Source organism: Pseudomonas sp. L13, from assembly GCF_009935965.1.
Lineage (GTDB): Bacteria > Pseudomonadota > Gammaproteobacteria > Pseudomonadales > Pseudomonadaceae > Aquipseudomonas > Aquipseudomonas lactis.
On sequence record NZ_QODJ01000001.1, the window covers coordinates 181,145 to 205,253 of the forward strand.

23 protein-coding genes are annotated in these 24,109 nt (G+C 60.9%); 12 read left to right on the plus strand and 11 right to left on the minus strand.

Features of this window, described 5'->3' with window-relative positions:
• Positions 1-89: 89 nt before the first annotated feature.
• Positions 90-1,505, minus strand: coding sequence for an acetyl-CoA carboxylase biotin carboxylase subunit (locus tag DK871_RS00825; protein ID WP_034129150.1), 1,416 nt, complete (start codon positions 1,503-1,505; stop codon positions 90-92).
• A 194-nt stretch (positions 1,506-1,699) separates the two neighbouring features.
• Here DK871_RS00825 and DK871_RS00830 point away from each other — a divergent pair, with 194 nt between their 5' ends.
• Positions 1,700-2,674: a LysR family transcriptional regulator gene (locus tag DK871_RS00830; RefSeq protein WP_098950000.1), complete on the plus strand. Its 975-nt coding sequence runs from the start codon at positions 1,700-1,702 to the stop codon at positions 2,672-2,674.
• Here DK871_RS00830 and DK871_RS00835 read toward each other — a convergent pair.
• From DK871_RS00835 to DK871_RS00845, 3 genes are all read right to left on the minus strand, one after another.
• Positions 2,604-2,801 carry a PA3496 family putative envelope integrity protein gene (locus DK871_RS00835; protein ID WP_073526287.1) on the minus strand — a complete coding sequence of 66 codons (198 nt, stop codon included), beginning with the start codon at positions 2,799-2,801 and terminating at the stop codon, positions 2,604-2,606. The genes DK871_RS00830 and DK871_RS00835 overlap by 71 nt on opposite strands.
• A gap of 205 nt (positions 2,802-3,006) precedes the next feature.
• Positions 3,007-3,873, minus strand: coding sequence for a transcriptional regulator HexR (gene hexR / locus DK871_RS00840; RefSeq protein WP_003177007.1), 867 nt, complete (start codon positions 3,871-3,873; stop codon positions 3,007-3,009).
• Between the two features lie 162 nt (positions 3,874-4,035).
• Positions 4,036-6,909 carry an EAL domain-containing protein gene (locus tag DK871_RS00845; RefSeq protein ID WP_161903673.1) on the minus strand — a complete coding sequence of 958 codons (2,874 nt, stop codon included), beginning with the start codon at positions 6,907-6,909 and terminating at the stop codon, positions 4,036-4,038.
• Positions 6,910-7,188: 279 nt separating this feature from the next.
• On the opposite strand from DK871_RS00845, the gene uvrD reads away from it, so the two are divergent.
• From uvrD to DK871_RS00860, 3 genes are all read left to right on the plus strand, one after another.
• Positions 7,189-9,372: a DNA helicase II gene (gene uvrD / locus DK871_RS00850; RefSeq protein ID WP_044270067.1), complete on the plus strand. Its 2,184-nt coding sequence runs from the start codon at positions 7,189-7,191 to the stop codon at positions 9,370-9,372.
• 284 nt (positions 9,373-9,656) lie between these two features.
• On the plus strand, positions 9,657-10,523 hold the full coding sequence (locus DK871_RS00855) for a Tim44 domain-containing protein (RefSeq protein WP_003195740.1): 867 nt from the start codon (positions 9,657-9,659) through the stop codon (positions 10,521-10,523).
• A gap of 135 nt (positions 10,524-10,658) precedes the next feature.
• Positions 10,659-11,066, plus strand: coding sequence for an SMI1/KNR4 family protein (locus DK871_RS00860; protein ID WP_161903674.1), 408 nt, complete (start codon positions 10,659-10,661; stop codon positions 11,064-11,066).
• A gap of 80 nt (positions 11,067-11,146) precedes the next feature.
• Here DK871_RS00860 and DK871_RS00865 read toward each other — a convergent pair whose 3' ends face one another.
• A complete protein-coding gene (locus tag DK871_RS00865; protein WP_161903675.1) occupies positions 11,147-12,907 on the minus strand; it encodes a cation:proton antiporter in 1,761 nt (586 codons plus the stop codon).
• Between the two features lie 283 nt (positions 12,908-13,190).
• Between DK871_RS00865 and DK871_RS00870 the strand changes: the two genes are divergently transcribed.
• Positions 13,191-13,676, plus strand: a complete 486-nt coding sequence (locus DK871_RS00870) for an acyl-CoA thioesterase (RefSeq protein ID WP_003195747.1) — start codon at positions 13,191-13,193, stop codon at positions 13,674-13,676.
• A gap of 62 nt (positions 13,677-13,738) precedes the next feature.
• On the opposite strand, the gene pdxY is transcribed toward DK871_RS00870, so the two are convergent.
• The gene (pdxY, locus tag DK871_RS00875; protein ID WP_003195749.1) at positions 13,739-14,611 is read right to left on the minus strand and encodes a pyridoxal kinase PdxY; all 873 of its coding nucleotides are present in this window, start codon (positions 14,609-14,611) and stop codon (positions 13,739-13,741) included.
• Between the two features lie 117 nt (positions 14,612-14,728).
• Between pdxY and DK871_RS00880 the strand changes: the two genes are divergently transcribed.
• On the plus strand, positions 14,729-15,124 hold the full coding sequence (locus tag DK871_RS00880) for a DUF3301 domain-containing protein (RefSeq protein ID WP_161903676.1): 396 nt from the start codon (positions 14,729-14,731) through the stop codon (positions 15,122-15,124).
• Here the strand turns inward: DK871_RS00880 and DK871_RS00885 are convergent.
• The 4 genes from DK871_RS00885 to dksA are packed head-to-tail and all read right to left on the minus strand — an operon-like array spanning position 15,118 to position 18,406.
• Positions 15,118-16,080, minus strand: coding sequence for a GTP-binding protein (locus DK871_RS00885; RefSeq protein WP_161903767.1), 963 nt, complete (start codon positions 16,078-16,080; stop codon positions 15,118-15,120). The two genes, DK871_RS00880 and DK871_RS00885, sit on opposite strands and share 7 nt — an antisense overlap.
• 44 nt (positions 16,081-16,124) lie before the next feature.
• Entirely contained in the window at positions 16,125-16,769 is a 645-nt protein-coding gene (locus DK871_RS00890; RefSeq protein WP_161903677.1) for a DUF1826 domain-containing protein, read from the minus strand.
• Positions 16,769-17,974, minus strand: coding sequence for a zinc metallochaperone GTPase ZigA (gene zigA, locus DK871_RS00895; RefSeq protein ID WP_161903678.1), 1,206 nt, complete (start codon positions 17,972-17,974; stop codon positions 16,769-16,771). Before zigA ends, DK871_RS00890 begins: the two co-directional genes overlap by 1 nt.
• Positions 17,975-18,001: 27 nt before the next feature.
• Positions 18,002-18,406, minus strand: coding sequence for an RNA polymerase-binding protein DksA (dksA, locus tag DK871_RS00900; RefSeq protein ID WP_034134106.1), 405 nt, complete (start codon positions 18,404-18,406; stop codon positions 18,002-18,004).
• Between the two features lie 126 nt (positions 18,407-18,532).
• On the opposite strand from dksA, the gene DK871_RS00905 reads away from it, so the two are divergent.
• Positions 18,533-18,901, plus strand: coding sequence for a glutamine synthetase (locus tag DK871_RS00905; RefSeq protein WP_161903679.1), 369 nt, complete (start codon positions 18,533-18,535; stop codon positions 18,899-18,901).
• On the opposite strand, the gene DK871_RS00910 is transcribed toward DK871_RS00905, so the two are convergent.
• A complete protein-coding gene (locus DK871_RS00910) occupies positions 18,898-20,109 on the minus strand; it encodes an N-acetylmuramoyl-L-alanine amidase (RefSeq protein ID WP_161903680.1) in 1,212 nt (403 codons plus the stop codon). The genes DK871_RS00905 and DK871_RS00910 overlap by 4 nt on opposite strands.
• 128 nt (positions 20,110-20,237) lie before the next feature.
• Here DK871_RS00910 and folE2 point away from each other — a divergent pair, with 128 nt between their 5' ends.
• From folE2 to DK871_RS00935, 5 genes are read left to right on the plus strand one after another with little or no spacing between them, the layout of a single operon-like run.
• Positions 20,238-21,128 carry a GTP cyclohydrolase FolE2 gene (folE2, locus tag DK871_RS00915; RefSeq protein WP_161903681.1) on the plus strand — a complete coding sequence of 297 codons (891 nt, stop codon included), beginning with the start codon at positions 20,238-20,240 and terminating at the stop codon, positions 21,126-21,128.
• On the plus strand, positions 21,125-21,793 hold the full coding sequence (locus DK871_RS00920; RefSeq protein ID WP_161903682.1) for a metal ABC transporter ATP-binding protein: 669 nt from the start codon (positions 21,125-21,127) through the stop codon (positions 21,791-21,793). Before folE2 ends, DK871_RS00920 begins: the two co-directional genes overlap by 4 nt.
• Positions 21,794-22,660: a metal ABC transporter permease gene (locus DK871_RS00925; RefSeq protein WP_003195772.1), complete on the plus strand. Its 867-nt coding sequence runs from the start codon at positions 21,794-21,796 to the stop codon at positions 22,658-22,660.
• 11 nt (positions 22,661-22,671) lie between these two features.
• On the plus strand, positions 22,672-23,550 hold the full coding sequence (locus DK871_RS00930; protein WP_161903683.1) for a metal ABC transporter substrate-binding protein: 879 nt from the start codon (positions 22,672-22,674) through the stop codon (positions 23,548-23,550).
• Positions 23,547-24,107, plus strand: a complete 561-nt coding sequence (locus DK871_RS00935; RefSeq protein ID WP_161903684.1) for a DapH/DapD/GlmU-related protein — start codon at positions 23,547-23,549, stop codon at positions 24,105-24,107. The genes DK871_RS00930 and DK871_RS00935 overlap by 4 nt, the downstream gene beginning before the upstream one ends.
• Positions 24,108-24,109 lie beyond the last annotated feature (2 nt).

The following is a 24,109-nucleotide window of genomic DNA, read 5'->3' on the forward strand; positions in this document are numbered from 1 at the left end:
CATAGCTGAGAGCTTCAAGCTACAAGCTGCAAGAAAAAGCCAATCTGCTTTTACTTCTAGCTTGCCGCTTGGAACTTGCAGCTGCATGTTTATATGCCCGCGTGTGCGGCGATGGCGGCGGCGATGGCCAGGGCCAGCTCTTCGGGTTTGCGCTTGATCGAGTAGTTGGTCAGCTCAGGGTGGCTTTCCACAAAACTTGTATTGAACTGGCCGCTACGGAATTCCGGGTTGCGCAGGATTTCCTGGTAATAGGCGGCGGTGGTCTTCACGCCTTGCAGGCGCATGTCGTCCAGGGCACGCAGGCCGCGGTCCATGGCTTCTTCCCAGGTCAACGCCCACACCACCAGTTTCAGGCACATGGAGTCGTAGAACGGTGGGATGGTGTAGCCGGTGTAGATCGCCGTGTCGGTACGCACGCCGGGGCCGCCGGGGGCGTAGTAACGGGTGATCTTGCCGAAGCTTGGAAGAAAGTTGTTCTTCGGGTCTTCAGCGTTGATACGAAACTGCAACGCGAAACCCCGGTGCTGAATGTCTTCCTGCTTGACCGACAACGGCAGGCCGGAGGCGATGCGGATTTGCTCGCGAACGATATCGATACCGGTGATTTCTTCGGTGATGGTGTGTTCCACCTGCACCCGGGTGTTCATCTCCATGAAGTACACCTCGCCCTCGGCGAGCAGGAACTCCACGGTGCCGGCGTTCTCGTAGCCCACAGCCTTGGCCGCGCGCACCGACAGGTCGCCGATGTAGGCGCGCTGTTCCGGGGTCAGTTGCGGGCTGGGGGCGATTTCGATCAGCTTCTGGTTGCGACGCTGGATCGAGCAATCACGCTCGAACAGGTGCACCACGTTGCCAAAGCTGTCACCGAGGATCTGCGCCTCGATGTGCTTGGGATTGACGATGCATTTTTCCAGGAACACTTCCGCCGAACCGAAGGCCTTGGTGGCTTCGGAAATGACGCGGGGGAAGGCTTGTTCAAGTTCTTCGCGACTGTTGCAACGACGAATACCACGGCCGCCACCACCGGAGGTAGCCTTGAGCATCACCGGGTAACCGATACGGTCGCCTTCAGTGAGGGCTTCGTGGATATCGGCAACGTTGCCTTCGGTGCCCGGCGTAACCGGCACACCGGCCTTGATCATGCTGCGGCGCGCTTCGGTCTTGTCGCCCATGCGGCGAATCACTTCTGCCGAGGGGCCGATAAACTTGATGCCGCGCTCGGCACAGATATCTGCCAATTCGGCGTTTTCCGACAGGAAGCCGTAGCCGGGGTGCAGCGCATCGCAGCCGGTTTCCACCGCCAGGTTCACCAGCTTGCGCGGGTTGAGGTAGCCGGCCAGTGGCTCGGCGCCGATGCTGTGGGCTTCGTCGGCACGCTTGACGTGCAACGCATGGCGGTCGGCGTCCGAATAAACCGCGACCGAGCGAATGCCCATCTCGGCGCAGGCACGCACGATTCGTACGGCAATTTCACCACGGTTGGCGATCAGGATCTTTTTTATCACTTGGAAATTCCCTTGAGCCGATTTGCGTGCTTCGACCCGTTGCAGCCGGGCCGGCGCGTGACCAAATGTTTCATGACAGTCGCGAGACACACACTATGCGCACAGGAGAATTAACAAAAATCAATAATTATTGGGTTGTGTATAAGTAAAGACTTATAGTTGGCCGGACGACCAAGGGACCAAGGGCTTATAAAATGCGTAAGTCATTGATGCGTATGACATTGCGTCAATTGCAGATCTTCAATGAAGTGTGCGATTTGCGTTCCTACAGCCGTGCCGCCGAGGAAATGTCCCTCACCCAACCGGCGGTCAGCCTGCAAATTCGCCAGTTGGAAGAGCTGATCGGCCAGCCGCTGTTCGACTATGTTGGCAAAAAGCTCTACATGACCGAGGCCGCCGAAGCCCTGCAACGGGCCAGCCGCGATATTTTCGGGCGCCTGGAAAACCTCGATATGCAGCTGTCGGACATGCAGGGCTCGCTGCAAGGCCAACTGAAACTGGCGGTGGAATCCAGCGCCAAGTATTTCGTGCCGCACCTGTTCGCCGCCTTCAAGCGCCAGCACCCGGAAGTGCAACTGCAGCTCACGGTGGTCAACCGCGCCCAGGTGATCCGCCGGCTCTCGGACAACCGCGATGACCTGGTGATCATGTCCATGGTGCCCCAGGACATGGGCCTGGAGTTCCTGCCGTTTCTCAACAACCCGATTGTGGCCGTGGCATTGCCGGATCATCCCCTGAGCCTGCAAGGGCCGTTGCGCCTGCAAGACCTGGAGCCTTATACCCTGCTCATCCGCGAACCGGGCTCTGGCACGCGGCTGGCCTGCGAAGAGTACTTCAAGGAAAAACGCGTGCACTTCACCCAGACGGTGGAAGTGGCGTCGGCGGAGGCACAGCGTGAGTGCGTGGCGGCGGGGTTGGGCGTGGCCCTGCTGACACGCCACGCCTTGAACCTGGAGCTGGCCACCGGCGGGCTCAAGGAGCTGCCGGTGGAAGAACTGCCGCTGTACCGCAGTTGGTGCCTGGTGCAGGCCAAGGCTAAACGTCTGTCACCGGTGGCCCATGCGTTCCTGGGCTTTATTCGCAGCGAGCGGGTGCAGATCAGCGCGCTGGCTGAGCGTTTCGCTGGGCAGCCACGGGTGCCTGCCAATGCAGTTCCGGGTAGTCACTGATGCTCTGGAGCAACTGGCGCTCCTCGCAACGGTCTTCGATGGCGCGACGGAACGCCATGCGGCGCTGGTCTTCCTGCTGACGACGGGTCTTGACGGTGCTGTTGCTGTCTTCGTAGGGCCGGGTCATTTGGAGTCTCCCAATGCGAGTACGGGGAGTACAGGATGGGCGCGTGGGATGACGGTTTGGCGGCGCGGGGGTTACAGGATGATGAATCTTCCAAAGCTGACACAAAACCATGTGGGAGCTGGCTTGCCTGCGATGGCGGTGTATCAGGCAATGAAGAGGGTAACTGGCAGACCGCTATCGCAGGCAAGCCAGCTCCCACAGACCCTCAGTCGTCGAGGGCTTTGACGGACTTGGGCGACAACCGCAGGCTGCGCAAGCTGCGCTTCACGCTCTTGAGGTGGTTGACCAGGCTCGGGCCACGGGCCATGGCCACGCCCATCGCCAGCACGTCGATGACCACCAGGTGGGCAATGCGTGAGGTCAGCGGCGTGTAGATCTCGGTGTCTTCATGCACGTCGATCGCCAGGTTCACCGTGGACAGCTCCGCCAATGGCGTCTGGCTCGGGCACAGGGTGATCAACGACGCGCCGCTCTCACGCACCAGGTTGGCGGTGATCAGCAGGTCTTTGGAACGACCTGATTGGGAAATGCAGATGGCCACGTCAGTGGGCTTCAAGGTCACCGCCGACATCGCCTGCATGTGCGGGTCGCTGTAGGCCGCGGCGGTCAGCAGCAGGCGAAAAAATTTGTGCTGGGCATCGGCTGCCACCGCGCCGGACGCGCCAAAGCCGTAGAACTCTACGCGCTGGGCCTGGGACATTGCGGTCACGGCCTTTTGCAGCTCCACCGGGTCGAGCTTCTCACGCACTTCCATCAGGGTGTGCAAGGTGGTGTCGAAGATTTTCAGGCTGTAGTCGGCGACTGAGTCGTCTTCATGGATTGCAAATTGGCCGAAGCTGGCACCGGCAGCCAGGCTTTGCGCCAGCTTGAGTTTCAGATCCTGAAACCCGGAGCAACCAATGGCGCGGCAGAAGCGCACGATGGTCGGCTCGCTGATGCCCACGCTGTGGGCCAGGTCGGCCATGGAACTGTGCATCACGGCCGCAGGGTCAAGCAGCACATGATCGGCAACCTTGAGTTCCGATTTGCGTAACAGGTGGCGCGACTGGGCGATATGTTGCAACAGGTTCAAAGGGCAGGACTCTTGTTATTGGCAGACGCCAGGGATGTAGCAAGCTTGTAGTTATACTACAAGAATTGTCGTTTTGCCCGTTCGATGCATCACTAAATCGCCCTGCTCCCCCCTGATTCAGCGGGCAGGCGCTATGTAGCCATAAAGGCGGCCTACGCGGCGTTAAGAAAAATCTGCATTTTTGCGTAACAAATCCGCCAGCCCTTCGGCCCGCATGGGCGGGCTGATCAGGTAACCCTGCACCTCGTCACACTGCTCACCGCGCAGGAAATCCAGCTGCTGCTGATCCTCCACGCCTTCGGCCACTACCTTGAGCGCCAACCCGTGAGCCATGGCGATGATCGCACGGGTGATCGCCGCATCTTCGCGTCCCTGACCAAGCCCGCGAATAAAGGCCTGGTCGATCTTTACGTAGTCCACCGGGATGCGCTTGAGGTAGCTGAGGGATGAGTAACCGGTGCCAAAGTCGTCGATGGCCAGCTTCACCCCCAAGTCGCGCAATTGCTGGAAGGTGGCGATGATGTGTTCAACGCTGTCGAGCAACTGGCTTTCGGTCAGCTCCAGCTCCAGGTATTGCGGGTCCAGTGCGGTTTCTTCCAGCACTTGGCGTACCAGGCTGACCAGCTTGCCCTGGCGCAGCTGGTGCACCGACAGGTTGACCGACACGCGAATCGGCGCCAGCCCCTGGCGCTGCCATTCGCAGGCCTGCCAGCAGGCCTGGCGCAGCACAAATTCGCCTAACGGCACGATCAAGCCGGTTTCTTCCGCCAAACCGATAAAGTCACCCGGCGGCACCATGCCCCACTGCGGATGCTCCCAGCGGACCAACGCCTCGGCAGCCTTCAGCTTGCCAGTGGCCAAGCACAGCTTGGGTTGGTAGAACACCGTGAGCTGACGCTCGTCGATGGCTTTGCGCAGGTGGTTTTCCAGCTGCAAACGCTCCAGGGTGCTGGCTTGCAGGCTGTCGGTGAAGAACTGGAAATTATTCCCGCCCAAGTGCTTGGCATGTTGCATCGCCATATTCGCTTGGCTGACCAGTGCAGAAATTTCCCGCGCGTTATCCGGCAACAGGCTGACGCCCATCGAGGCGCTGACCACCAGTTCATGCCCCTCCACGTTCACCGGCACGCGCAGTTTCGCCAGCAGCCGGGTCGCCACCCGCGCCAGGCTGGATAAGTTGCCATAGGCGTCGAACAGCACGGCGAATTCATCCCCGGACAGGCGCGCGATGGTGTCGGCCTCCGGCAGCGCGTTGATCAAGCGCCGCGCCATTTTCTGCAACAGTTGATCGGCCACTTCATGGCCCAGGCTGTCATTGAGCAATTTGAAGCGGTCGAGGTTGATATGCAGCAGCGCCAGGCTGCGACCGCCTTGGCGCACGCGCTGGTGAGCTTCACGCAGCCGTTCGCGAAACAGCGAACGGTTGGCCAGGCCGGTCAACTCGTCGTAGTGAGTGAGGTAGCGCATGCGCTCTTCCGACTCGCGCCGCGCCGACAGATCGGCGAAGAACCCTACAATATGGCTGACGTTACCCCGTACATCGCGCACCACGTTCAGCTGTAGCCATTGTGGGTAGAGTTCGCCGTTCTTGCGCGTTTCCACCAATTCGCCCTGCCACGTGCCGTGGCTGAGCAATGCCTGGCGGATCAGCGGGAAGTGGCGCCGGGCATCGCGACTGCTGGGCAGTTCCACGACGTTGCGGCCAAGCATGTCGTCGATGTCAAAGCCGGTGACGCGGCTGAACGCCTGGTTCACGGCGATCAATGCATAGTTCGGGTCGAGGATCACAATGCCTTCGCTGGCCGCCTCGAACACCGTCGAAGCCAGGCGTTGCTGCTCCTCCACCGCCTTGCCGGCGCTGATGTCACGGCGCGTGCCGAGCATACGGATGACCCGGCCACTGGGCGTGCGCTCCACGGCGCGCCCGCGGTCTTCGATCCACACCCAATGCCCGTCGCCATGACGTATCCGGTATTCCACCTGATAGTCCTCGCTGCGGCCTTTGAGATGCTCCACCAGCGCGTGCTTGAGCAAGGGCAGATCGTCGGGGTGCAGGCGCGGTTTGAGGTGGCTGAGCATCGCCGTGACGTATTCCGGCTCCAGGCCGAACAACTCCTTGAGTTGTGTGTGGTGGACCTCGTCGGTTTGCAGGTTCCAGTCCCACAGGCCCAGTTCACTGGCCTGCAGGGCCATGGCCAGGCGCGCTTCGCTTTTACTCAAGGCAAGACTGGCAGCATCCAATTGCTGGCTGCGTTGCGCCACGCGGTCTTGCAGGCCGACCTGGGCTTCGCGCAAGTTCTGCTCCACCTCGCGGCGCTGCTCGACTTCGCGCACCAGCTCCAGGTTCAACTGCTCACTGCGTTGCTGCGCCTGTTGTAGATGCTCGATCAGGGCCTGGTTCTGGAAACGGCGCAACAGCCCGCGCTGGATCAGGCGGTTGACCTGCCACGCGACCAGGCTCAGGGACGCCAGCAGGATCAGGCCGAGTACGCCCCAGCCTTGTTGCTGCGGGGTGCCATCCCAGAACAGGTAGACGATGGCCGGCACCAGGCACGGCAAGGCAAACGACAGGTAGGCCCACAGGCTCACGGCATAGGCCACGCTGGCCGACAAGGTGGCGGCGCCAATCAGGCCAAACACCCAGGCCTGATGCATGAAGCTGTCCGTGGGCACCAGGGCAATGGCCGCAACCGAGAGGGTCAGGCCACTGACCGCCGAGCCCAGCATGAACATACGCCGCCACACGGGCTGGGCCTGCCGGCTGGGCATGGCCGAGTCAAAGGCCGCCACTTGGATCACGCGCATCGCCACCAGGGCGAGCAGCCAGAGCAGCCAGGCGCTGTCCAGCAGGTACTGATTGGGGTTCCACAGCAACCAGGCGCAGACCAGGCCATTGACCAGCATCAGCAGCGTGGGCAGCAACGAGCCTTGATAGAGCAGGCGCGTGCGCTCAACCGCGATTTCGGTTGCATAGTGTTTACGGATGACCTGCGCTGGGGCCGGCGAAGGGCCAAACAGGTCGGTGCTAAGGGACATAGGCGGTGTTCTTATAATGGTGAGCCCGAAACGTCGACGGAGCATACACAAGCAAGCGCCCGGGCCAAACTGCTACAAGTCATAAAAAACCTGTTGCGATTGGCCGCAAACCTTTGGCCCAGACCGCTTGGGCAAGACACGGCACGGGCTGCGGCCGATGACCAACCGGTCATCACCCCCGCCAGAATGTTCGCCTCCGGCGCTAGCGTGCAGGCGTTTTGCATCGACCATCCGGCATTGGGATTTGCCCAGGCCCCCCAAGGCCCATAGAATGCGTCGATGCGCGATGATCTCTCTCTTTTGCTGAACTCCCTCAACGATGCCCAACGCCAGGCCGTAGCGGCCCCCGTTGGCCGTCAGTTGGTCCTGGCCGGTGCTGGCTCCGGTAAAACCCGAGTGCTGGTGCACCGTATCGCCTGGTTGATCCAGGTCGAAAACGCGTCCCCGCATTCCATCCTCTCGGTGACCTTCACCAACAAGGCCGCTGCCGAGATGCGTCATCGCATCGAGCAGTTGATGGGCATCAGCCCGGCCGGCATGTGGGTGGGCACTTTCCACGGCCTGGCGCACCGCCTGTTGCGCGCGCATTGGCAGGAAGCGGGGCTGAGCCAGACCTTCCAGATTCTCGACAGCGACGACCAGCAACGCCTGGTCAAGCGCGTGATCCGCGAGCTGGGCCTGGACGAACAACGCTGGCCGGCGCGCCAGGCGCAGTGGTTTATCAACGGCCAGAAAGACGAAGGCCTGCGCCCGCAACATATCCAGGCCAGCGGCGACCTGTTCCTGGCCACCATGCGCAGCATTTATGAAGCCTATGAAGCGGCCTGCGTGCGCGCCGGCGTCATCGACTTCTCCGAACTGCTGCTGCGTGCCCTCGACCTGTGGCGCGACAACCCCGGTTTGCTGGCCCATTACCAGAAACGCTTCCGCCATATCCTGGTGGACGAGTTCCAGGACACCAACGCCGTGCAGTACGCCTGGTTGCGCCTGCTGGCCAAGGGCGGCGACAGCCTGATGGTGGTGGGCGATGACGACCAGTCGATCTACGGCTGGCGTGGCGCGAAAATCGAGAACATCTACCAGTATTCTGAAGACTTCCCGGACGCGGTGACCATCCGCCTGGAGCAGAATTACCGCTCCACCGCCGGGATCCTCAAGGCTGCCAACGCCTTGATTGCCAACAACACCGGGCGCCTGGGCAAAGAGCTGTGGACCGACGGCGGCGAAGGCGAAGCGATCAACCTGTACGCGGCGTTCAATGAGCACGATGAAGCGCGCTATGTGGTGGAAACCATCGAAAGCGCACTGAAAACCGGCCTGGCCCGCAGCGATATCGCGATTCTGTACCGTTCCAACGCCCAATCGCGGGTGCTGGAAGAAGCCTTGCTGCGCGAGCGCATCCCGTACCGCATCTATGGCGGCCAGCGCTTCTTCGAACGCGCCGAAATCAAGAACGCCATGGCCTACCTGCGCTTGCTTGAAGGCCGTGGTAACGATGCGGCGCTGGAGCGAGTAATCAATATCCCGGCCCGCGGCATTGGCGAGAAAACCGTCGAAGCGATCCGCGACCATGCGCGCCATGCCGATGTGTCGATGTGGGAAGCCATGCGCTTGCTGATCGCCAACAAAGGCCTGACTGGTCGTGCTGCCGGGGCGTTGGGGGTGTTTGTCGAGCTGATCGAGAACCTCGCGGCCAAGTGCGCAGAAATGCCGCTGCACCTGATGACTCAGACTGTCATCGAGCAGTCCGGGCTGATCGCCTATCACGAAGCGGAAAAAGGCGAGAAAGGCCAGGCCCGGGTAGAAAACCTTGAGGAACTGGTCAGCGCCGCCCGTGCGTTCGAAAACACCGATGACGACGAAGAGCTGACGCCGCTCGCCGCCTTCCTGGGCCACGCCTCGCTGGAAGCCGGCGATACCCAGGCCGATGAGCATGAAGACAGCATCCAGCTGATGACCTTGCACAGCGCCAAGGGCCTGGAATTCCCTTACGTGTTCCTGGTGGGCATGGAAGAAGGCCTGTTCCCTCACAAGATGAGCCTGGAAGAACCCGGCCGCCTTGAAGAAGAACGCCGCCTGGCCTATGTGGGCATTACCCGGGCGATGCAGAACCTGGTGATGACCTACGCCGAGACCCGACGCCTGTACGGCAGCGAAACCTACAACAAGGTGTCGCGCTTCGTACGTGAGGTGCCAAAGGGGCTGATCCAGGAAGTGCGCTTGTCCAACAGCGTCAGCCGCCCGTTCGGCGGTGGCCAGCAACAGAACTCCAGCAGCATGTTTGCCGGCTCCGAAATACCGGAAACCCCGTTCAGCCTGGGCCAGCAGGTCAAGCATGCGATCTTCGGCGAAGGCGTGATCCTCAACTTCGAAGGCGCCGGCGCCCAGGCCCGGGTGCAGGTGAACTTCGCCGAGGGCAGCAAGTGGCTGATGATGGGCTACGCCAAGCTCGAAGCGGTCTGAGCCCCATTCCCGTAGGAGCGAGCTTGCTCGCGAAGAGCGCCCAGACAACGCGTTCATCCAGAATGCCCGCATAATCGTTGACGATTTTCGCGAGCAAGCTCGCTCCTACAGCAAGATACGGCTGTGCCCTTGTATTTCAGGAGCGCGGGCCAATATCTGTAATTAGTCCTACAGACCCTTCGGATTTGGTCTTACGCAAAAGCCCGAAACATTATGCCGCTAGCCACTGCCACGACACCTGTGCAACATGGCGCGCGTGCAATCCACAAATGGGAATTCCCTATATGAAACGTTTTCTTAGCATCGCCATGGCGTTGTGCATCGGCCTGACGATGAGCCTCGACGCCAACGCCAAACGCTTCGGTGGCGGCAAAAGCTCGGGCGCGGCACCGACTCACCAGACCAGCCAAATGGCTCCATCCGCCGGTGCGGGCGGTGCTGCGGCGACTGCAGGCGCAGCCGGTGCCGCTGGCGCTGCTGCCAAGGCCGGCGGTGCTTCGCGCTGGCTGGGCCCACTGGCCGGCATCGCCGCCGGTGGCCTGCTCGCGTCCATGTTCATGGGCGACGGCTTCCAGGGCATGCAGATCTTCGACATCCTGATCATGGGCGTCATCGCCTTTTTGGTCTTCCGCTTTATCGCCGCCCGTCGCCGCAAGCAGCAGGAGCACCTCGCTCCAGCCGGCGCGCCGATGCAGCGTGAAGCGTTCGAACAGAAGCCTGCCATGGGTTCGATCTTCGGTGGTTCGGCAGCGCCTGCCGCCCGTCCGGTGATCAACGCACCGGCCTGGTTCAACGAAGAGCGTTTCGTCGAAGCGGCCCGCAGCCACTTCCAGTCCCTGCAGCAGCACTGGGATGCCAACGAAATGGACAAGATCTCCGAGTTCGTGACCCCGCAACTGCTGGAGTTCCTCAAGCGCGAACGTGCCGAGATCGGTGACGCCTTCCAGTCGACCTACATCGACGACCTGCGCGTACAGCTCGATGGCGTGGACGATCGTGCCGACAAGACCATCGCCACCCTGACCTTCAGCGGTGTGTCGAAGTCCTCGCGTTTCGACCAGGGCGAAGTGTTCAGCGAAAGCTGGAACATGGAACGCGCCCAGGGCGACGACCAGCCATGGCTGGTCGCCGGTATCCGCCAGAACGGCTAATACCTGCGCGTTTGAGCAAGCGGTAACAAAAACCCCGGACATGTCCGGGGTTTTCTATTTCACGGTTGCACTTATAGCGAGCTACTGTATAAAACGCCCCTATAAACCGCGCCATCTAGCAAGAGGATCCCGGCCGTGGAAGAAATCATCGAACAACTGCGTGAAGCCAACGAACCGGTCCCGGTTCCTTTGGAGCTACCTGACGAAGACCTGCTGGTGGAAATCGAGGAACAACTGTTCATCGACATCCCCTTTGTCTTCCGTGAATTCTTGCTGACCGTCAGCGACGTAGTCTATGGCAGCCTGGAGCCAGTGACCGTCACCGACCCGCAGTCCCACACTTACCTGCCGGACGTCGCGGCCAACGCCTGGGATGCCGGTGTTGATCGCAGCCTGATCCCTATCTGCCAGGACGGCGACGACTACTACTGCGTCGAAGAAGACGGCACCGTGGTGTTGTGGTCTGCCGAAGAAGAACTTGTCCAGGAAGAAACCTGGGAATCGGTGTGGCATTGGGCGCGGGACGTCTGGCTGGAAAGCTGAGGTCCCTAACCTCTGGCAACCGGCTTTTGTGGCGAGGGAGCTTGCTCCCGCTGGGCTGCGAAGCAGCCCCGTCAACGCAGTCAGTGCTCCGTATCCTTGTGGTTGTCCAGCGTCTCCAGCAACGCAACCTGCATCCGCGTATGCACACGGATAAACCAGCGCCAGAGCACTGCCGCCACCGCCGCCGTGACCACGGCAATCAGCACCAGCAACTTGTTGGTCGGCAGAATACTGGCCGACAAGGCTGCCAATAGCAGGAAAATCACCAGCAGCGACAAGAGGGGGATCAGCTCGGCAATCACCCGGCGCACACGCTGGGTATGCCGCCCGGCCATTTCCGGCTTCACACTCATCTCCGCCAGCAGCATCGACAACGCCTTGAGCTTGCGATATGCCGCAATCAGGAACGGCAACGACACCAGCAGCGCCCCGCCCCAGATCAATGCCTTCTGCCAACTCTGATCGCTGACCCAGCCCTGCAGATACCCACCGATGCGCTCCGCGAAAAAGCTGCCGGCAAAGAAGATCGCGATCACCAACGCCAGGTTTACCCCCACCTGCAGGATGATCTTGCGGATCATCGCGGCCAACATCGCCCCTTCACCCTGAGGCTGAATGCTGCGCAACCATTCGCCATACATGCCGAACACTCGACTCATACGCTTGGGCATCACCGCCGCGATCTTCAATGACAGCGGGTCCGCGCCACGGATCAGGTAGGGCGTGAGCAGCGTGGTGATCGCCGAAACGGCCACCGCCACGGGATACAGAAAGTCGCTGGTGACCTGCAGGGTCATCCCCAGCGCCGCGATGATGAAAGAAAACTCGCCAATTTGTGACAGCCCCATACCGACCCGCAGCGAGGTGCGACCATCGTTGCCGGCGATAAACGCGCCCAGCCCGCACGACAGCATCTTGCCCAGCACCACGGCCACGGTGATCACCGCAATGGGCCAGGCGTATTGCAGCAGGATCTGCGGATCGATCATCAAGCCAATCGCCACGAAGAAAATTGCGCTGAACATGTCGCGAACGGGCTCGATCAAGCGCTCGATCTTAATCAACTGCCGGGATTCAGCCATGATCGCGCCGATCAAAAAGGCCCCGAGCACCATGCTGTATTCCAACTTCACCACCAGCAGGCAGAAGCCGAAACACAGGCCCAACACGGTAATCAGCAGCATCTCGTTGCTTTCGAACTTGGCCACATAAGCCAGCAGGCGCGGCACCAGCAAAATACCGATCACCAGGGCGACGATCATGAACAGCGAGAGCTTGCCCACCGTGGAAAACACCTCGCCGGAGCTGACCGTGCCACTCACGGCAATGCTCGACAACAAGGCAATGATGCCGATACCCAGGATGTCCTCGACAATCAGCACACCGAAAATCAGCTGGGCGAACCGCTGGTCTTTCATCTTCAGGTCGTTGAGGGCCTTGACGATAATAGTGGTCGAGGAGATCGCCAGGATTGCGCCGAGGAACAGCGAGTCCATGGTGCTCCAGTCAAACCAGCGGCCGATCTCGTAGCCGATCCAGATCATCAGCACGATTTCCAGGAATGCCGCGATAAACGCCGTGGCCCCGACTTTGAATAGCTTGCGCAGGCTGAATTCCAGGCCCAGGCAGAACATCAGGAAGATGACCCCCAGCTCCGCCAGGGTCTTGATCGTGTCTTCATCGTGGATCAGGCCAAACGGCGGGGTGTGGGGGCCGATAATGAAGCCGGCGACGATGTAGCCCAGCACCACCGGCTGCTTGAAGCGGTGGAACAGGATGGTGACCACCCCTGCCACCAGCATGATCACGGCCAAGTCCTGGATAAAGCTGATGGCGTGCATGGCGAGGGGCTCCTTGAGGGTGCCGGCGCTTTTCCCACTTCCGGCCTCGCCTTTGAAGGGTCGGAAAAGTCTGCCTTGATCGTAAGAAAAGCCATGAGATGGGCTTTTGAAGGGTAACACCGCGACTTCTGCTGGAAAGCCGGTGCAATATATGGAAACAGATCGCTGCGCGCGTGACGGCAAGCCGCCTGACGGCGTCCCGTTAGGGATGGCGCTGCAAAGACCTTGAGTACCCGCAGAGGTGCCTTCCCCCCAACCAATGCCTACAACCCGTGAGTGTGCTATGGAACCCGGAAACGCCCAGCTGTCGATGACGGTACTGATGACCCCTGACATGGCCAACTTCTCTGGCAATGTGCACGGCGGCACGCTGCTCAAGTACCTCGACGAAGTGGCCTACGCCTGCGCCAGCCGTTATGCCGGTCGTTATGTGGTCACGCTGTCGGTGGACCAGGTGATCTTTCGCGAGCCGATCCATGTCGGTGAACTGGTGACCTTCCTGGCGTCAGTCAACTACACCGGCAATACGTCGATGGAAGTGGGCATCAAGGTGGTGACCGAGAACATCCGTGAACGCTCGGTGCGCCATACCAACAGCTGCTTCTTCACCATGGTGGCCGTGGACGACCAGCGCAAACCTGCCGCTGTACCGCCGTTGCAGCCGCAGAACAGCGAGGACAAGCGCCGCTTTGTGCAGGCTCAGCAGCGTCGGCAGATTCGACAGGAACTGGAAAAGCGCTACCGGGAAATCAAAGCCGACGCGCCGTAATCTGTAAACCCAATCAAAATGTGGGAGCGGGCTTGCCCGCTCCCACATTGGGTTCCTTGCGCTTACAGGCTGATCGGTGTGGCTTCGAAGCGCACACGCGGATGGGCAATACGATCCTGGGCCCGCACCAGCTCCAGTTCATAACTGGCGCAGGCCTGGGTTTCCAGCAGCACTTCATGCACCGCCGCCGCGGTGAACTCAAAAGCAGCCACCAGGCTATCACCCAACAGCACCCGCGCCAGGAACAGCCCGGACGTCAGGTCACCCACGCCCACTGGCTGGCGCGGAAACGCCAGCAGGGGCCGGCGTAAGTGCCAGCTGCCATCAGCCGTCACCAACAGCATTTCAAAGCCTTCTGGCAGTTTGCCTGGGTAATCCAGGTGCTTGACCAACACCGCCTTGGGCCCGCGCGCCAGCAAGGCCTTGGCCATCGCCAGGCAATCGAACAGCGATTGCGGCTTGCGCCCGGCAAAACTGTCCAGCTCCAGTTGGTTGGGGCACAGGAAGTCCGCCATGGCGGCGGCCTCATCCAAGAGGAAATCGCTGACCTCCTGCGGCACGATGCAACCCTTTTCCGGGTGGCCCATCACCGGGTCACACAGGTACAGCGCCTTGGGGTTGATCGCCTTGATGCGCGCCACACCGCTGAGGATGGCGCGGCCCTGGTCTGCACTGCCCAGGTAACCGGACAGCACCGCATCACAGTTGCCCAGTTCGCCAATCGCGGCAATGCCCTCCACCAATGCAGGAATTTGCTGCGGCGCCAACACTTCGCCCGCCCACTGTCCATACTGTGTGTGGTTGGAGAACTGCACCGTGTTGAGCGGCCACACGTTCACCCCGACCCGCTGCATGGGGAACACGGCGGCGCTGTTTCCGGCGTGGCCAAAGACCACGTGAGACTGGATCGCAAGCAGGTGAGGTGTACGTTTCATGCGGGAGATTTCCGTAAAACCGTTGAATTTCTGGCCGAGCAGTATGCGACTAAACGCAGCCTGTACGACAGACCGGCGACACAGTTAAGCTGCGCTCACTTTGTTGGAGTTCATGGAATGCTGACCCTGGGAAACATCTTCGTCTTGATGCTGCTGGCAACCGGCGCCGCCTGGGTTTGGCACAACCACGGCCTGCGTGAACGGGCGCTGGCGCGGGTCAAGCAGCATTGCGCCAAGCTTGATATCGAGCTGCTCGACGGTGCCGTGGCACTTAAACGCATCGGCTTCGTGAAGGATGCCAATGGCCGCCGACGCTTGGCGCGTATCTATAATTTCGAGTTCACCGTGACCGGCGAAACCCGGCATGCCGGGGTCATCACCCAATTCGGCGCCCACAGCGCGCAGATCGAACTGGCGCCCTACCCGTTCGAAACCAAGGAGCCGCTACCCAGCGCCGAGATCATCGAATTGAGCCAGTGGCGCCAGGACCACGCCACCAAGAAACATCAGTAACGGCAGGCTGCCAGGGCGCTCTGCAAGGCGGCCACGTCCTGTGGCTCGCTGAAGATCAATTCAACACGCGAATCGCGCCGCCATGCGCTGGGTTGCCAGTGCAGTGGACTGTTATCCACAGCGTTGGCGGACACCCAACCCTCAACGCTGTGGATAACCAGCTTGGCACGGCGCCAGGCGAGACTCGATAGCCACTGATGCAAACGGCTGACATCAAATCGCTGGCTTGGGTGCCAGCGCCAGCCGATGCTCCAGCCGCCCTCCTGGCTCTGGCTCAGACAAATCGGCAGCCCAGGGTCGCTCCAGATCGCCGGCATTTGCTCCACTGCTTCAGGCACCGCGAAGTTATCCACAGCGCCTTGGGCCTGTGCGTTCAAACCGGGCAACCGATCGAGTGGCAATTGCGCCTGGCGTGTCCAATGGAGCGGGCAATCGGGTAATTGCGCTTCAATCGCCTGACGTTGGGCGGCCGTCAGCGTCTCGTCCTTGTTCAGCACCAGCAGACCGGCACTGGCCAACGCCTCCTGCTGTGCCAGGGGCAACGGCCTGCCCGCCGCCAACGCCTGGGCATCGAGTACCAGCACACAAGGCTGCACCGCCAGCACGTTTTGCCATGGCGCCTGCTGCAGTTGCTTGAGCAATTGCGCCGGATGACCCAAGCCTGAGGGCTCGATAAACAACCGATCCGGCTTGGCCTTACGCAACAAGCGGCCCAGCCCTACCTGAAAGGGTGCGCCGTTCACACAGCACAAACAGCCGCCCGCCACCTCGCCCAAGGCGATACCGTCATCGTCTTGAGTGAGTAGGGCAGCGTCCAGGCCGATCTGGCCGAATTCATTGATCAGCACCGCCCAGCGCTCGTTGGCCGGACGCTGGGCAAGCAGGTGCTTGATCAGGCTGGTCTTGCCTGCGCCCAAGGGCCCGGCAATCACATGGGTAGGAATGTTCTGCAGCATAAGAGGCATGGTTCAGGCCGTTTAGAGCGTTTGATCCTACGCGGTTATGCCAGCCAATCCAGCGTCAGGATCAACCGTCGTTCATCGGCCTTGAGCGCTGGCGAGCGGTGGATCAGCCCATGTCCTTCATTGCCGTGCCATTTGGTGCCTTTAAGCAGCGCCACTTCACCGCAATGGATCTGCTCGATGCGCTCAGTGGGCTCGGCATCCGCCTGGCTCAATGTGCGCCGGTCCATGACGCCTTCACGCAACCATTGGCTGCCGATACCGGCGTAGGTGGTGATCAGCCGAACCGGCACGTGATCGACGTGGAAACGCGGGCACATGGCTTTGTCCAACAGCCGCAAACGCACGCCGATGCGCTTGGCGCCCAGCAAGCAGGCGAAGGCACTGACCAGCCACGACACATCGGCGATAAAACCATCATAGCCTTCAAGATCGCGACAACTGGAGGCCAAACCCTGCAAGCTCGGCACGGCGTCTTCGCTGCTCAACTCGATGACCAAGGACTCGGCCAGTGGCTCATCAAGCGCCACCAGCAAAGCGCCAAACTCAGCGATGTGCAGAGGCAGTTGCCGCTGCCAGATGGCCAGGTTGACGCCATCATTGAGGATGTCGGAAAGCGCCAGCGGCGTTTCTCCGAAGCTTTGGCGGATGACAGGGCGCAGGGGAATCACCGGGGCCAGCATCAGGCTACCTGCTCATACCAAGGGCCAAAGGGGTCGGGCATCTGGCGCCAACCTTCGACGCCCAGGGCCATTTCTTCATCGTTGAGCAAGCAGGCGTCCAGCTCGGCACGCATCTGGGCAAAGTCGATGTTTTGCCCGATAAACACCAGCTCCTGACGGCAGTCGCCGGTGCTCAATTGCCAGTTGGCCATGATCGCCGCCACGCTTTCTTCGTCCTGAGGCCACTGGCTTTTCGGCACAAAGCGCCACCAACGCCCGGCAAATCCATGACGCATCAAGCCACCCGCCTGGGACCAACTGCCCGCATCCTGATGTTTGCTCGCCAACCAGAAGAAGCCCTTGGAGCGCAACAGCTTGCCGTTGACCCAGGGACGGTCGATAAAGTCGAAAAACCGCTGTGGATGGAAGGGCCGGCGCGCACGGTAAGCGGTGGACGCTATGCCGTATTCTTCGGTTTCCGGCACATGCTCACCGCGCAATTCCTGCAACCAGCCCGGTGCCTGGGCGGCGCGTTCGAAGTCGAAACGGCCAGTGTTGAGGATCTTGTTCAGCGGGACTTCGCCCATGACCATCGGAATGATTTCCGCCTGGGCGTTGAGGCGTTCGAGGATGGCCATCAGTTCTTCGCGCTCGCGGCTGCTGATCAGGTCGATCTTGCTGATCAGGATGACGTCGGCGAATTCGATCTGTTCGATCAACAGGTCGGTGATGGAACGTTCATCCTCCTCACCGAGGGTTTCGCCCCGTGAAGCCAGGCTTTCGGCAGCCTGGTAGTCGAGCAGGAAATTCATGCCGTCGACCACCGTGACCATGGTGTCCAGGCGTGCAATGTCGGCCAGGCTTTGCTCGTTTTCATCGCGAAAAGTGAAGGTTTCGGCCACGGGCAACGGTTCGGAAATACCGGTGGACTCGATCAGCAGGTAATCGAAACGACCTTCCTTGGCGAGCTTTCCTACCTCTTCAAGCAAGTCTTCGCGCAAGGTGCAGCAGATGCAGCCGTTGCTCATCTCTACCAGTTTTTCTTCCGCGCGATTGAGCGTGACGTCACGCTGCACTTCGCTGCCGTCGATGTTGATTTCGCTCATGTCGTTGACGATCACCGCCACCCGCAGGTTGTCGCGGTTGCGCAGGACATAATTGAGCAGCGTACTTTTACCGGCGCCGAGAAAGCCGGACAACACGGTCACGGGGAGACGATTGGGCATCAGGTATTCCTCATCAGGGTTGGCCGGTCAAACTGCCCGTTTATGGCGTTCGCGCAGCTCTTCACGTTCTTTGGCTTCGATACACAAGGTGGCGGTAGGACGCAGCAGCAGGCGTTGCAGGCCGATGGGTTCGCCGGTTTCACGGCACCAGCCGTATTCGCCACGGGCCAGCAGTTCCAGGGCGTCGTCGATCTTGTCCAGCAGCTTCTTTTCGCGCTCCAGCAGGCGCAGTTGCCATTGGCGTTGCTCTTCGGCACTGCCGATGTCCGCTAGGTCGCTGTTGGTTTCCTGCTCGCGCAGTGCCTGGAACTGCGCGTCGATACGGGCTTGCAGGTCATCACGCTGGGCCAGCAACAGCTCGCGGAAAAAGCGCTGCTGGGCCTCATTCATGTAGTCGGCCGCTGGTTGGGCCAAAAGATCGTGTTCGGTCATGGGAAGCGGTTCGCGGGTCGGGCTGTGCTTTTATGTTATAGTATAACAATACAAATAAGCCAATCCCTCTTGCTCGCCGCGACGAAGGGCGCAATGCTGGGTCGCCTTCTTATGCTGAGAACCCCGATGAAATACCTGCTGTGCGCTCTGCTAGTGGCAGCCGCCGGGCCTGCCTGCGCCCAGGCCCCCAGCCTGGTTGCCAAGTGCACACGCAGCGCCAACCTGCTGGCGTGTGTGGACCCGTTGGGCAATGCCTATAGCGTGGCGACCGTCGGCAGCACTACCTACCTGCGCGGTTTCGAAGTGATCGGCAAACGCTATTGGGCACAAACCAACAGCCGGTATGGACAACTGACGTTTTTTACCGGGTTGGCATCGGATGGCGAGGCGTGGGTCGGCTACACGCGGCGCGTGGGCTGGACTACCCTCAATCGGTTTTCCAGCTCAGGGGGCGCCAGCGCCAAGTTCACTTGCAGCCGGATGACTGGCTGTTAGACCTGGCTGTTTTTCTGCGCCTGCACCCAGGCCATGTAGCTGTTCATGGGTGGGTTCTTCTGGAAGTAACGCTTGAGCCCCTCGAAAAGACCATCCGCCACCGCCTGTTGATGGCGCGCCGTCACCAGCCGCTGGGCGTCGCGAGCGTTGGAAATGAACCCTGTCTCCACCAGGATCGAAGGGACGTCCGGTGACTTGAGCACGGCGAACCCGGCCTGCTCCACCCGTTTCTGGTGCAGGCTGGTGATGTTTTGTAGGCTGCCCAATACCGAGCTGCCCAACTGCAGGCTGGAGGCAATGGTTGCGTTCATCGACATGTCGAGAATCACCCCGGCCAGCATCGGGTCCTTGTCCTTCAGATTGAGCAAGGTGGTGGCGCCCAGCAAGTCTGCGCCATTTTCGCGTTGGGCCATGAAACGTGCCGTGGCCGAGGTGGCGCCGCCTTCAGACAACGCATACACCGAGGCGCCCGACGCGGTCAGCCGTGGCGCGGCGTCGGCATGTACCGAGATAAACATATCGGCCTTGTGCTGACGGGCGATGTCCACGCGCTTGCGCAGCGGCACGAAGAAGTCGTCGTTGCGCACCAGTTTTACGTCAAACCCCTTTTCGCGTTTCAGACGTTTAGCCAGCAACTGGGCGATCGACAGCACCACATCTTTTTCGCGCTGGCCCTTTGAACCAATGGCACCTGGGTCTTTGCCGCCATGGCCGGGGTCGACCACCACGATGATGTCGCGCTTGGGATGCGCCTTGTCTACCGGCGCCACCAGGGGTGCCGGCTCAGCGGCGATTTGACGGGGTGCACGGGTCGCGTTGGTCAAATCCAACACCAGGCGATGGCCTTGGCCCTCCTGGGGCGGCAGCACGAAACTGTTGAGCTGCATCGGCTCGACCAGGTCCAGCACGATGCGCGTATCGCTCTTGCCGAAATGCCCGGAACGGATCGAGGTAATCCCACTGTTCTTCAACACCAATTGGGAAAAGTCGCCGCTGAGACCGGCGCCACTCAAGTCGATGATCAAGCGGTCTGGTGAGGTCAGGGGAAAGGTCTTGTATTGCACCGGGCCGCTGAGGTCGAACACCAGGCGCAGCTTGTCCTCCGAGCGCCACAGGCGTGCATTGCGAATCTGCGTGGCGTAAGCCCCCAAAGGCAAGGCAAACAAGGGGCTGACCAGCAGCAGGTTGAGGAGCTGACGTCGGTGCATGGCATATACCGCAGATAAAGGAGCGTCCCTACTCGATATGACTGAACAAAGGCTGGAGCAGAAAATTCATCGTAGCTCGTATTGTTATACTATAACATGTCGAATTATTTCCAACGATGGACCTGCTTATGAATGCGCTGACTCTGCCGGACATTGCCGCGCAGGCTTCACGCCAAGCCTTGCCACTCGACTGGGTGGGGATGTGCGGCATCGCCTTGCCGATCCTGATTGACGGTCAACACCTGGCCGCCACCGCTGACGCGGGTGTAAGCCTGGACGACGGCACGGCCCGTGGCATTCATATGTCACGCCTGTACCTGGCCCTGGAAATGCTCGACCAACAGCCGCTGACGCCTGCACTGCTGCGTAATGTACTGCAGCGTTTTCTCGACACACATGAAGGTTTATCTAAGAACGCTTACCTGCGCATCCACACTCAGTTGCTGCTTAAACGCCCTGCACTGGTCAGCCCATTAGCCGGCTGGAAGACCTACCCGGTGAGCATCGAAGCACGTCTAGAAAACCAGATGTTCCACGTGGAACTAAAAATTGACGTTACTTACTCCTCAACCTGCCCTTGCTCCGCTGCCCTCGCCAGGCAGTTGATTCAGCAGCAATTTGTCGATGATTTCGCCAACGCGCCGTTACAGCATGAAACAGTGCTGGCCTGGCTCGGCAGCGCCAACGGCATCGTCGCCACACCCCATAGCCAACGCAGCAGCGCGCAGTTGCACGTTCATCTGCAAGGTACTGACCTGCCGATAGTCAACTTGATCAACGCTGCCGAAGCCGCGCTCGGCACCGCCGTACAAACTGCGGTGAAACGCGCCGACGAACAGGCCTTCGCCCTGGCCAACGGGCAGAACCTGATGTTCTGCGAAGACGCCGCTCGCCGCCTGAACCTCGCCTTGAAACGCTCGGATGCCATCAAAGCCTTCCACCTCAAAGTGGTCCATGCCGAAAGCCTGCACGCGCACGATGCCGTGGCTGAAAGCCGCTGGACGAGAGCTTCTGCATGATCACCTGCAATGCGTTGCGCTGGGGTGCCCCCGGGCAACCGCTCACCCCGGCACTGGATTTGACCCTGGAAAAAGGCAGCCTCACCGGCATCATCGGCGCCAACGGCACGGGCAAGAGCAGCCTGCTCAAAGTCATCGCCGGCCTGCAAAAACCGCTGGCAGGAAAGGTCATCGTGGATGTTCCACGCCGTGGCGGCTTGGCCTTCTTACCCCAACAGCAACACCTGGACCGCCAGTTTCCCATCAGCCTGCAAGAGTTGGTCGCCGCCGGTTTCTGGGGCACCCAACACCCCGCGCAACAACGCAGCCAACGTCTGCAAGCGGTACTGGAAGACTGGTGCCTGATTGGCCTGGAACATCGACCGTTGATGGCATTGTCCGGCGGCGAATTGCAGCGCGCCCTGCTTGCACGCATGAGCCTGGCCGACGCGCCCGTTCTGCTGCTCGATGAACCTCATGCAGCCCTCGACGAGGATGGCCAGGCGCTGTGCTGGAAACACATCCATGCCTGGCACAGCGAAGGTCGCACCCTGGTGATCGTCTGCCATGACCTGGCCTCCGTGCGCCACCACACCCAGCACGTACTGCAGATCAAAAACACCGGCTGCGTATTCGGCCCCAGCAAAGAGCTGATCCGCCCGCAACCGCAGATGCAGGTGGCCTGAATGCACTTCACTGCTCACTTGTGGCTGCCGTTTCATGAGTTCGTCTTTATGCGCCGCGCACTCATCGGCGGGTTGGTACTGGCTTGCAGCACCGCGCCGCTAGGTGTGTTTCTGATCTTGCGGCGCATGAGCCTGATCGGTGATGCGGTAGCCCACGGCATTCTGCCCGGCGCCGCCCTGGGTTTCTGGTTCGCCGGGCTGAGCCTGCCCGCGCTGACGCTCGGCGGCCTGGGTGCCGGCCTGAGCATGGCCGGCCTGGCCGCGTGGATCACCCGCCGCACCGGCCTGCGCGAAGACGCCAGCCTCGCCGCTATCTACCCCATCTCTCTGGCCGCCGGCGTGCTGATCCTGGGCCTTGCCGGCAAGCGCCTGGACCTGCTGCACCTGCTATTCGGCTCCGCCCTGGCCGTGGATCAAACCACTCTGACCGGCATGCTCTGGGTTTCGGGTTTCAGCCTGATCGCCATGGCGCTGATCTACAAACCGCTGCTGCTGGACACCCTCGACCCGCTGTTCCTGCAAACCGTCAGCCGCCTCGGCCCCCTCGCCCATGGCGTATTCCTGACCCTGGTGGTGCTGAACCTGGTGATCGGTTTCCAGGCCATCGGCGCGCTGATGGTGGTCGGCTTGATGATGTTGCCGGCCATCGCCTCACGCTTCTGGAGCCGACGCTTGCCGGTGTTGATCGCAGTATCGGCGCTGCTGGGCTGCCTGTCGGTGTGGTTGGGTTTGCTGTTGTCGTTCTACTACTCACTGCCCAGCGGACCGGCGATCGTGCTGGTGGCGGGCGCTGGGTATTTGTTGTCCGTGGTGTTCGGTCCGGTGCACGGTTTGTTGCGCCGCCCGCCTTTGCTCACATCCCAATGAGGTGTTTCCCCATGCGCGCTCTACTCGTGCTGTTCAGTCTGCTGCTGCCGCTGTCGATGGCTCACGCGGCAGACAAACTCCAAGTGGTCACCAGCTTCAGTATTCTCGATGACATCACCCACCAGATCGGTGGCGAGCATATCCAGATCAGCAACATGGTCGGCCCGGACGCCGATGCCCATACCTACGAACCCACGCCGGATGACGCCAAGGCACTGCTCAAGGCCAAGGTCATCATCAAGAACGGCCTGGGTTTCGAGCCGTGGCTGGACCGCCTGGTCACCAGCACCGAAACCAAGGCAACGGTGGTCACCGCCAGCAAAGGCGTGATTTCCCACACCATGGACGAGGATGGCGAAACCATTCCCGACCCGCACGCCTGGCACAACCTGGCCAACGCCGAGATCTATGTGAGCAACATCACCAAGGCTCTGGTAACCGCCGACCCGGCCAACAAGACTGATTACCTGCGCAACAGCCAGGCCTACCTCAAGCAAATCCACAGTCTGCTGGCCGAAGCCAAGGCCAAGTTCGGCGCACTGCCACCGGGCAACCGCCGCATCGTCACCTCCCATGACGCCTTCGGTTACCTGGGCCAGGCCTATGGCATCCAGTTCCTCGCGCCCCAGGGTTTGTCCACCGAACGTGACCCTTCGGCCGCTGAAGTTGCCGCGCTGATCACCCAGATTCGCAAGGACAAGGTCAAAGCCGTGTTCATGGAAAACATCAAGGACTCGCGCCTGCTCAAGCAGATCGCTGACGAAAGCGGCGCACAGATCGGCGGCACGCTGTACTCCGACGCCCTCGCCGCAGAAGGCCCGGCCAGCACCTTTATCGGGCTGTTCGAATACAACCTCAACACCCTGTGCGCCGCACTGAGCCAGCCATGATCCGCAAAAATCCTTCCGGCGACCTGCCGTTGATTGCCGAGTCGGCCTACGTGGATAAAACCGCGATCATCTGCGGCAAAGTCATCATCGGCGAGAACGTGTTCGTCGGCCCCTACGCCGTGATCCGCGCCGACGAAGTCGATGCTAGCGGCGCCATGGACCCGATCACCATCGGCGCCAATTCCAACATTCAGGACGGCGTGGTCATCCACTCCAAGTCCGGCGCAGCGGTGACCATCGGCGAATTCACCTCCATCGCGCACCGCTCCATCGTCCACGGGCCTTGCTCGGTGGGCGACCGCGTGTTTATTGGCTTCAACAGCGTGCTGTTCAATTGCGCCGTAGGTGATGGGTGCGTAGTGCGCCACAACTCGGTGGTCGACGGCCGCGACCTGCCCGCCGCTTTCTACGTGCCCTCTACGACGCGTATCGGCCCCAACACCGATTTGTCGCAGTTCCCGCCGGTGAGTGTCAGCGCCTCGGAGTTTTCCGAAGACGTGGCACGCACCAACGTCGACCTGGTACGCGGCTACAAAGCCCTGCAAAACGAGTTCTGAAC

What these genes read in the sequence shown, in the direction of transcription:
- DK871_RS00830 (WP_098950000.1), top strand. Translation starts at nt 1,700, where the DNA reads ATGCGTAAGTCATTGATGCGTATGACATTGCGTCAATTGCAGATCTTC.
- DK871_RS00835 (WP_073526287.1), bottom strand. Translation starts at nt 2,801, where the DNA reads ATGACCCGGCCCTACGAAGACAGCAACAGCACCGTCAAGACCCGTCGT.
- DK871_RS00845 (WP_161903673.1), bottom strand. Translation starts at nt 6,909, where the DNA reads ATGTCCCTTAGCACCGACCTGTTTGGCCCTTCGCCGGCCCCAGCGCAG.
- uvrD (WP_044270067.1), top strand. Translation starts at nt 7,189, where the DNA reads ATGCGCGATGATCTCTCTCTTTTGCTGAACTCCCTCAACGATGCCCAA.
- DK871_RS00855 (WP_003195740.1), top strand. Translation starts at nt 9,657, where the DNA reads ATGAAACGTTTTCTTAGCATCGCCATGGCGTTGTGCATCGGCCTGACG.
- DK871_RS00865 (WP_161903675.1), bottom strand. Translation starts at nt 12,907, where the DNA reads ATGCACGCCATCAGCTTTATCCAGGACTTGGCCGTGATCATGCTGGTG.
- DK871_RS00870 (WP_003195747.1), top strand. Translation starts at nt 13,191, where the DNA reads ATGGAACCCGGAAACGCCCAGCTGTCGATGACGGTACTGATGACCCCT.
- pdxY (WP_003195749.1), bottom strand. Translation starts at nt 14,611, where the DNA reads ATGAAACGTACACCTCACCTGCTTGCGATCCAGTCTCACGTGGTCTTT.
- DK871_RS00880 (WP_161903676.1), top strand. Translation starts at nt 14,729, where the DNA reads ATGCTGACCCTGGGAAACATCTTCGTCTTGATGCTGCTGGCAACCGGC.
- DK871_RS00885 (WP_161903767.1), bottom strand. Translation starts at nt 16,080, where the DNA reads ATGCTGCAGAACATTCCTACCCATGTGATTGCCGGGCCCTTGGGCGCA.
- DK871_RS00890 (WP_161903677.1), bottom strand. Translation starts at nt 16,769, where the DNA reads ATGCTGGCCCCGGTGATTCCCCTGCGCCCTGTCATCCGCCAAAGCTTC.
- zigA (WP_161903678.1), bottom strand. Translation starts at nt 17,974, where the DNA reads ATGCCCAATCGTCTCCCCGTGACCGTGTTGTCCGGCTTTCTCGGCGCC.
- dksA (WP_034134106.1), bottom strand. Translation starts at nt 18,406, where the DNA reads ATGACCGAACACGATCTTTTGGCCCAACCAGCGGCCGACTACATGAAT.
- DK871_RS00905 (WP_161903679.1), top strand. Translation starts at nt 18,533, where the DNA reads ATGAAATACCTGCTGTGCGCTCTGCTAGTGGCAGCCGCCGGGCCTGCC.
- DK871_RS00910 (WP_161903680.1), bottom strand. Translation starts at nt 20,109, where the DNA reads ATGCACCGACGTCAGCTCCTCAACCTGCTGCTGGTCAGCCCCTTGTTT.
- folE2 (WP_161903681.1), top strand. Translation starts at nt 20,238, where the DNA reads ATGAATGCGCTGACTCTGCCGGACATTGCCGCGCAGGCTTCACGCCAA.
- DK871_RS00920 (WP_161903682.1), top strand. Translation starts at nt 21,125, where the DNA reads ATGATCACCTGCAATGCGTTGCGCTGGGGTGCCCCCGGGCAACCGCTC.
- DK871_RS00925 (WP_003195772.1), top strand. Translation starts at nt 21,794, where the DNA reads ATGCACTTCACTGCTCACTTGTGGCTGCCGTTTCATGAGTTCGTCTTT.
- DK871_RS00930 (WP_161903683.1), top strand. Translation starts at nt 22,672, where the DNA reads ATGCGCGCTCTACTCGTGCTGTTCAGTCTGCTGCTGCCGCTGTCGATG.
- DK871_RS00935 (WP_161903684.1), top strand. Translation starts at nt 23,547, where the DNA reads ATGATCCGCAAAAATCCTTCCGGCGACCTGCCGTTGATTGCCGAGTCG.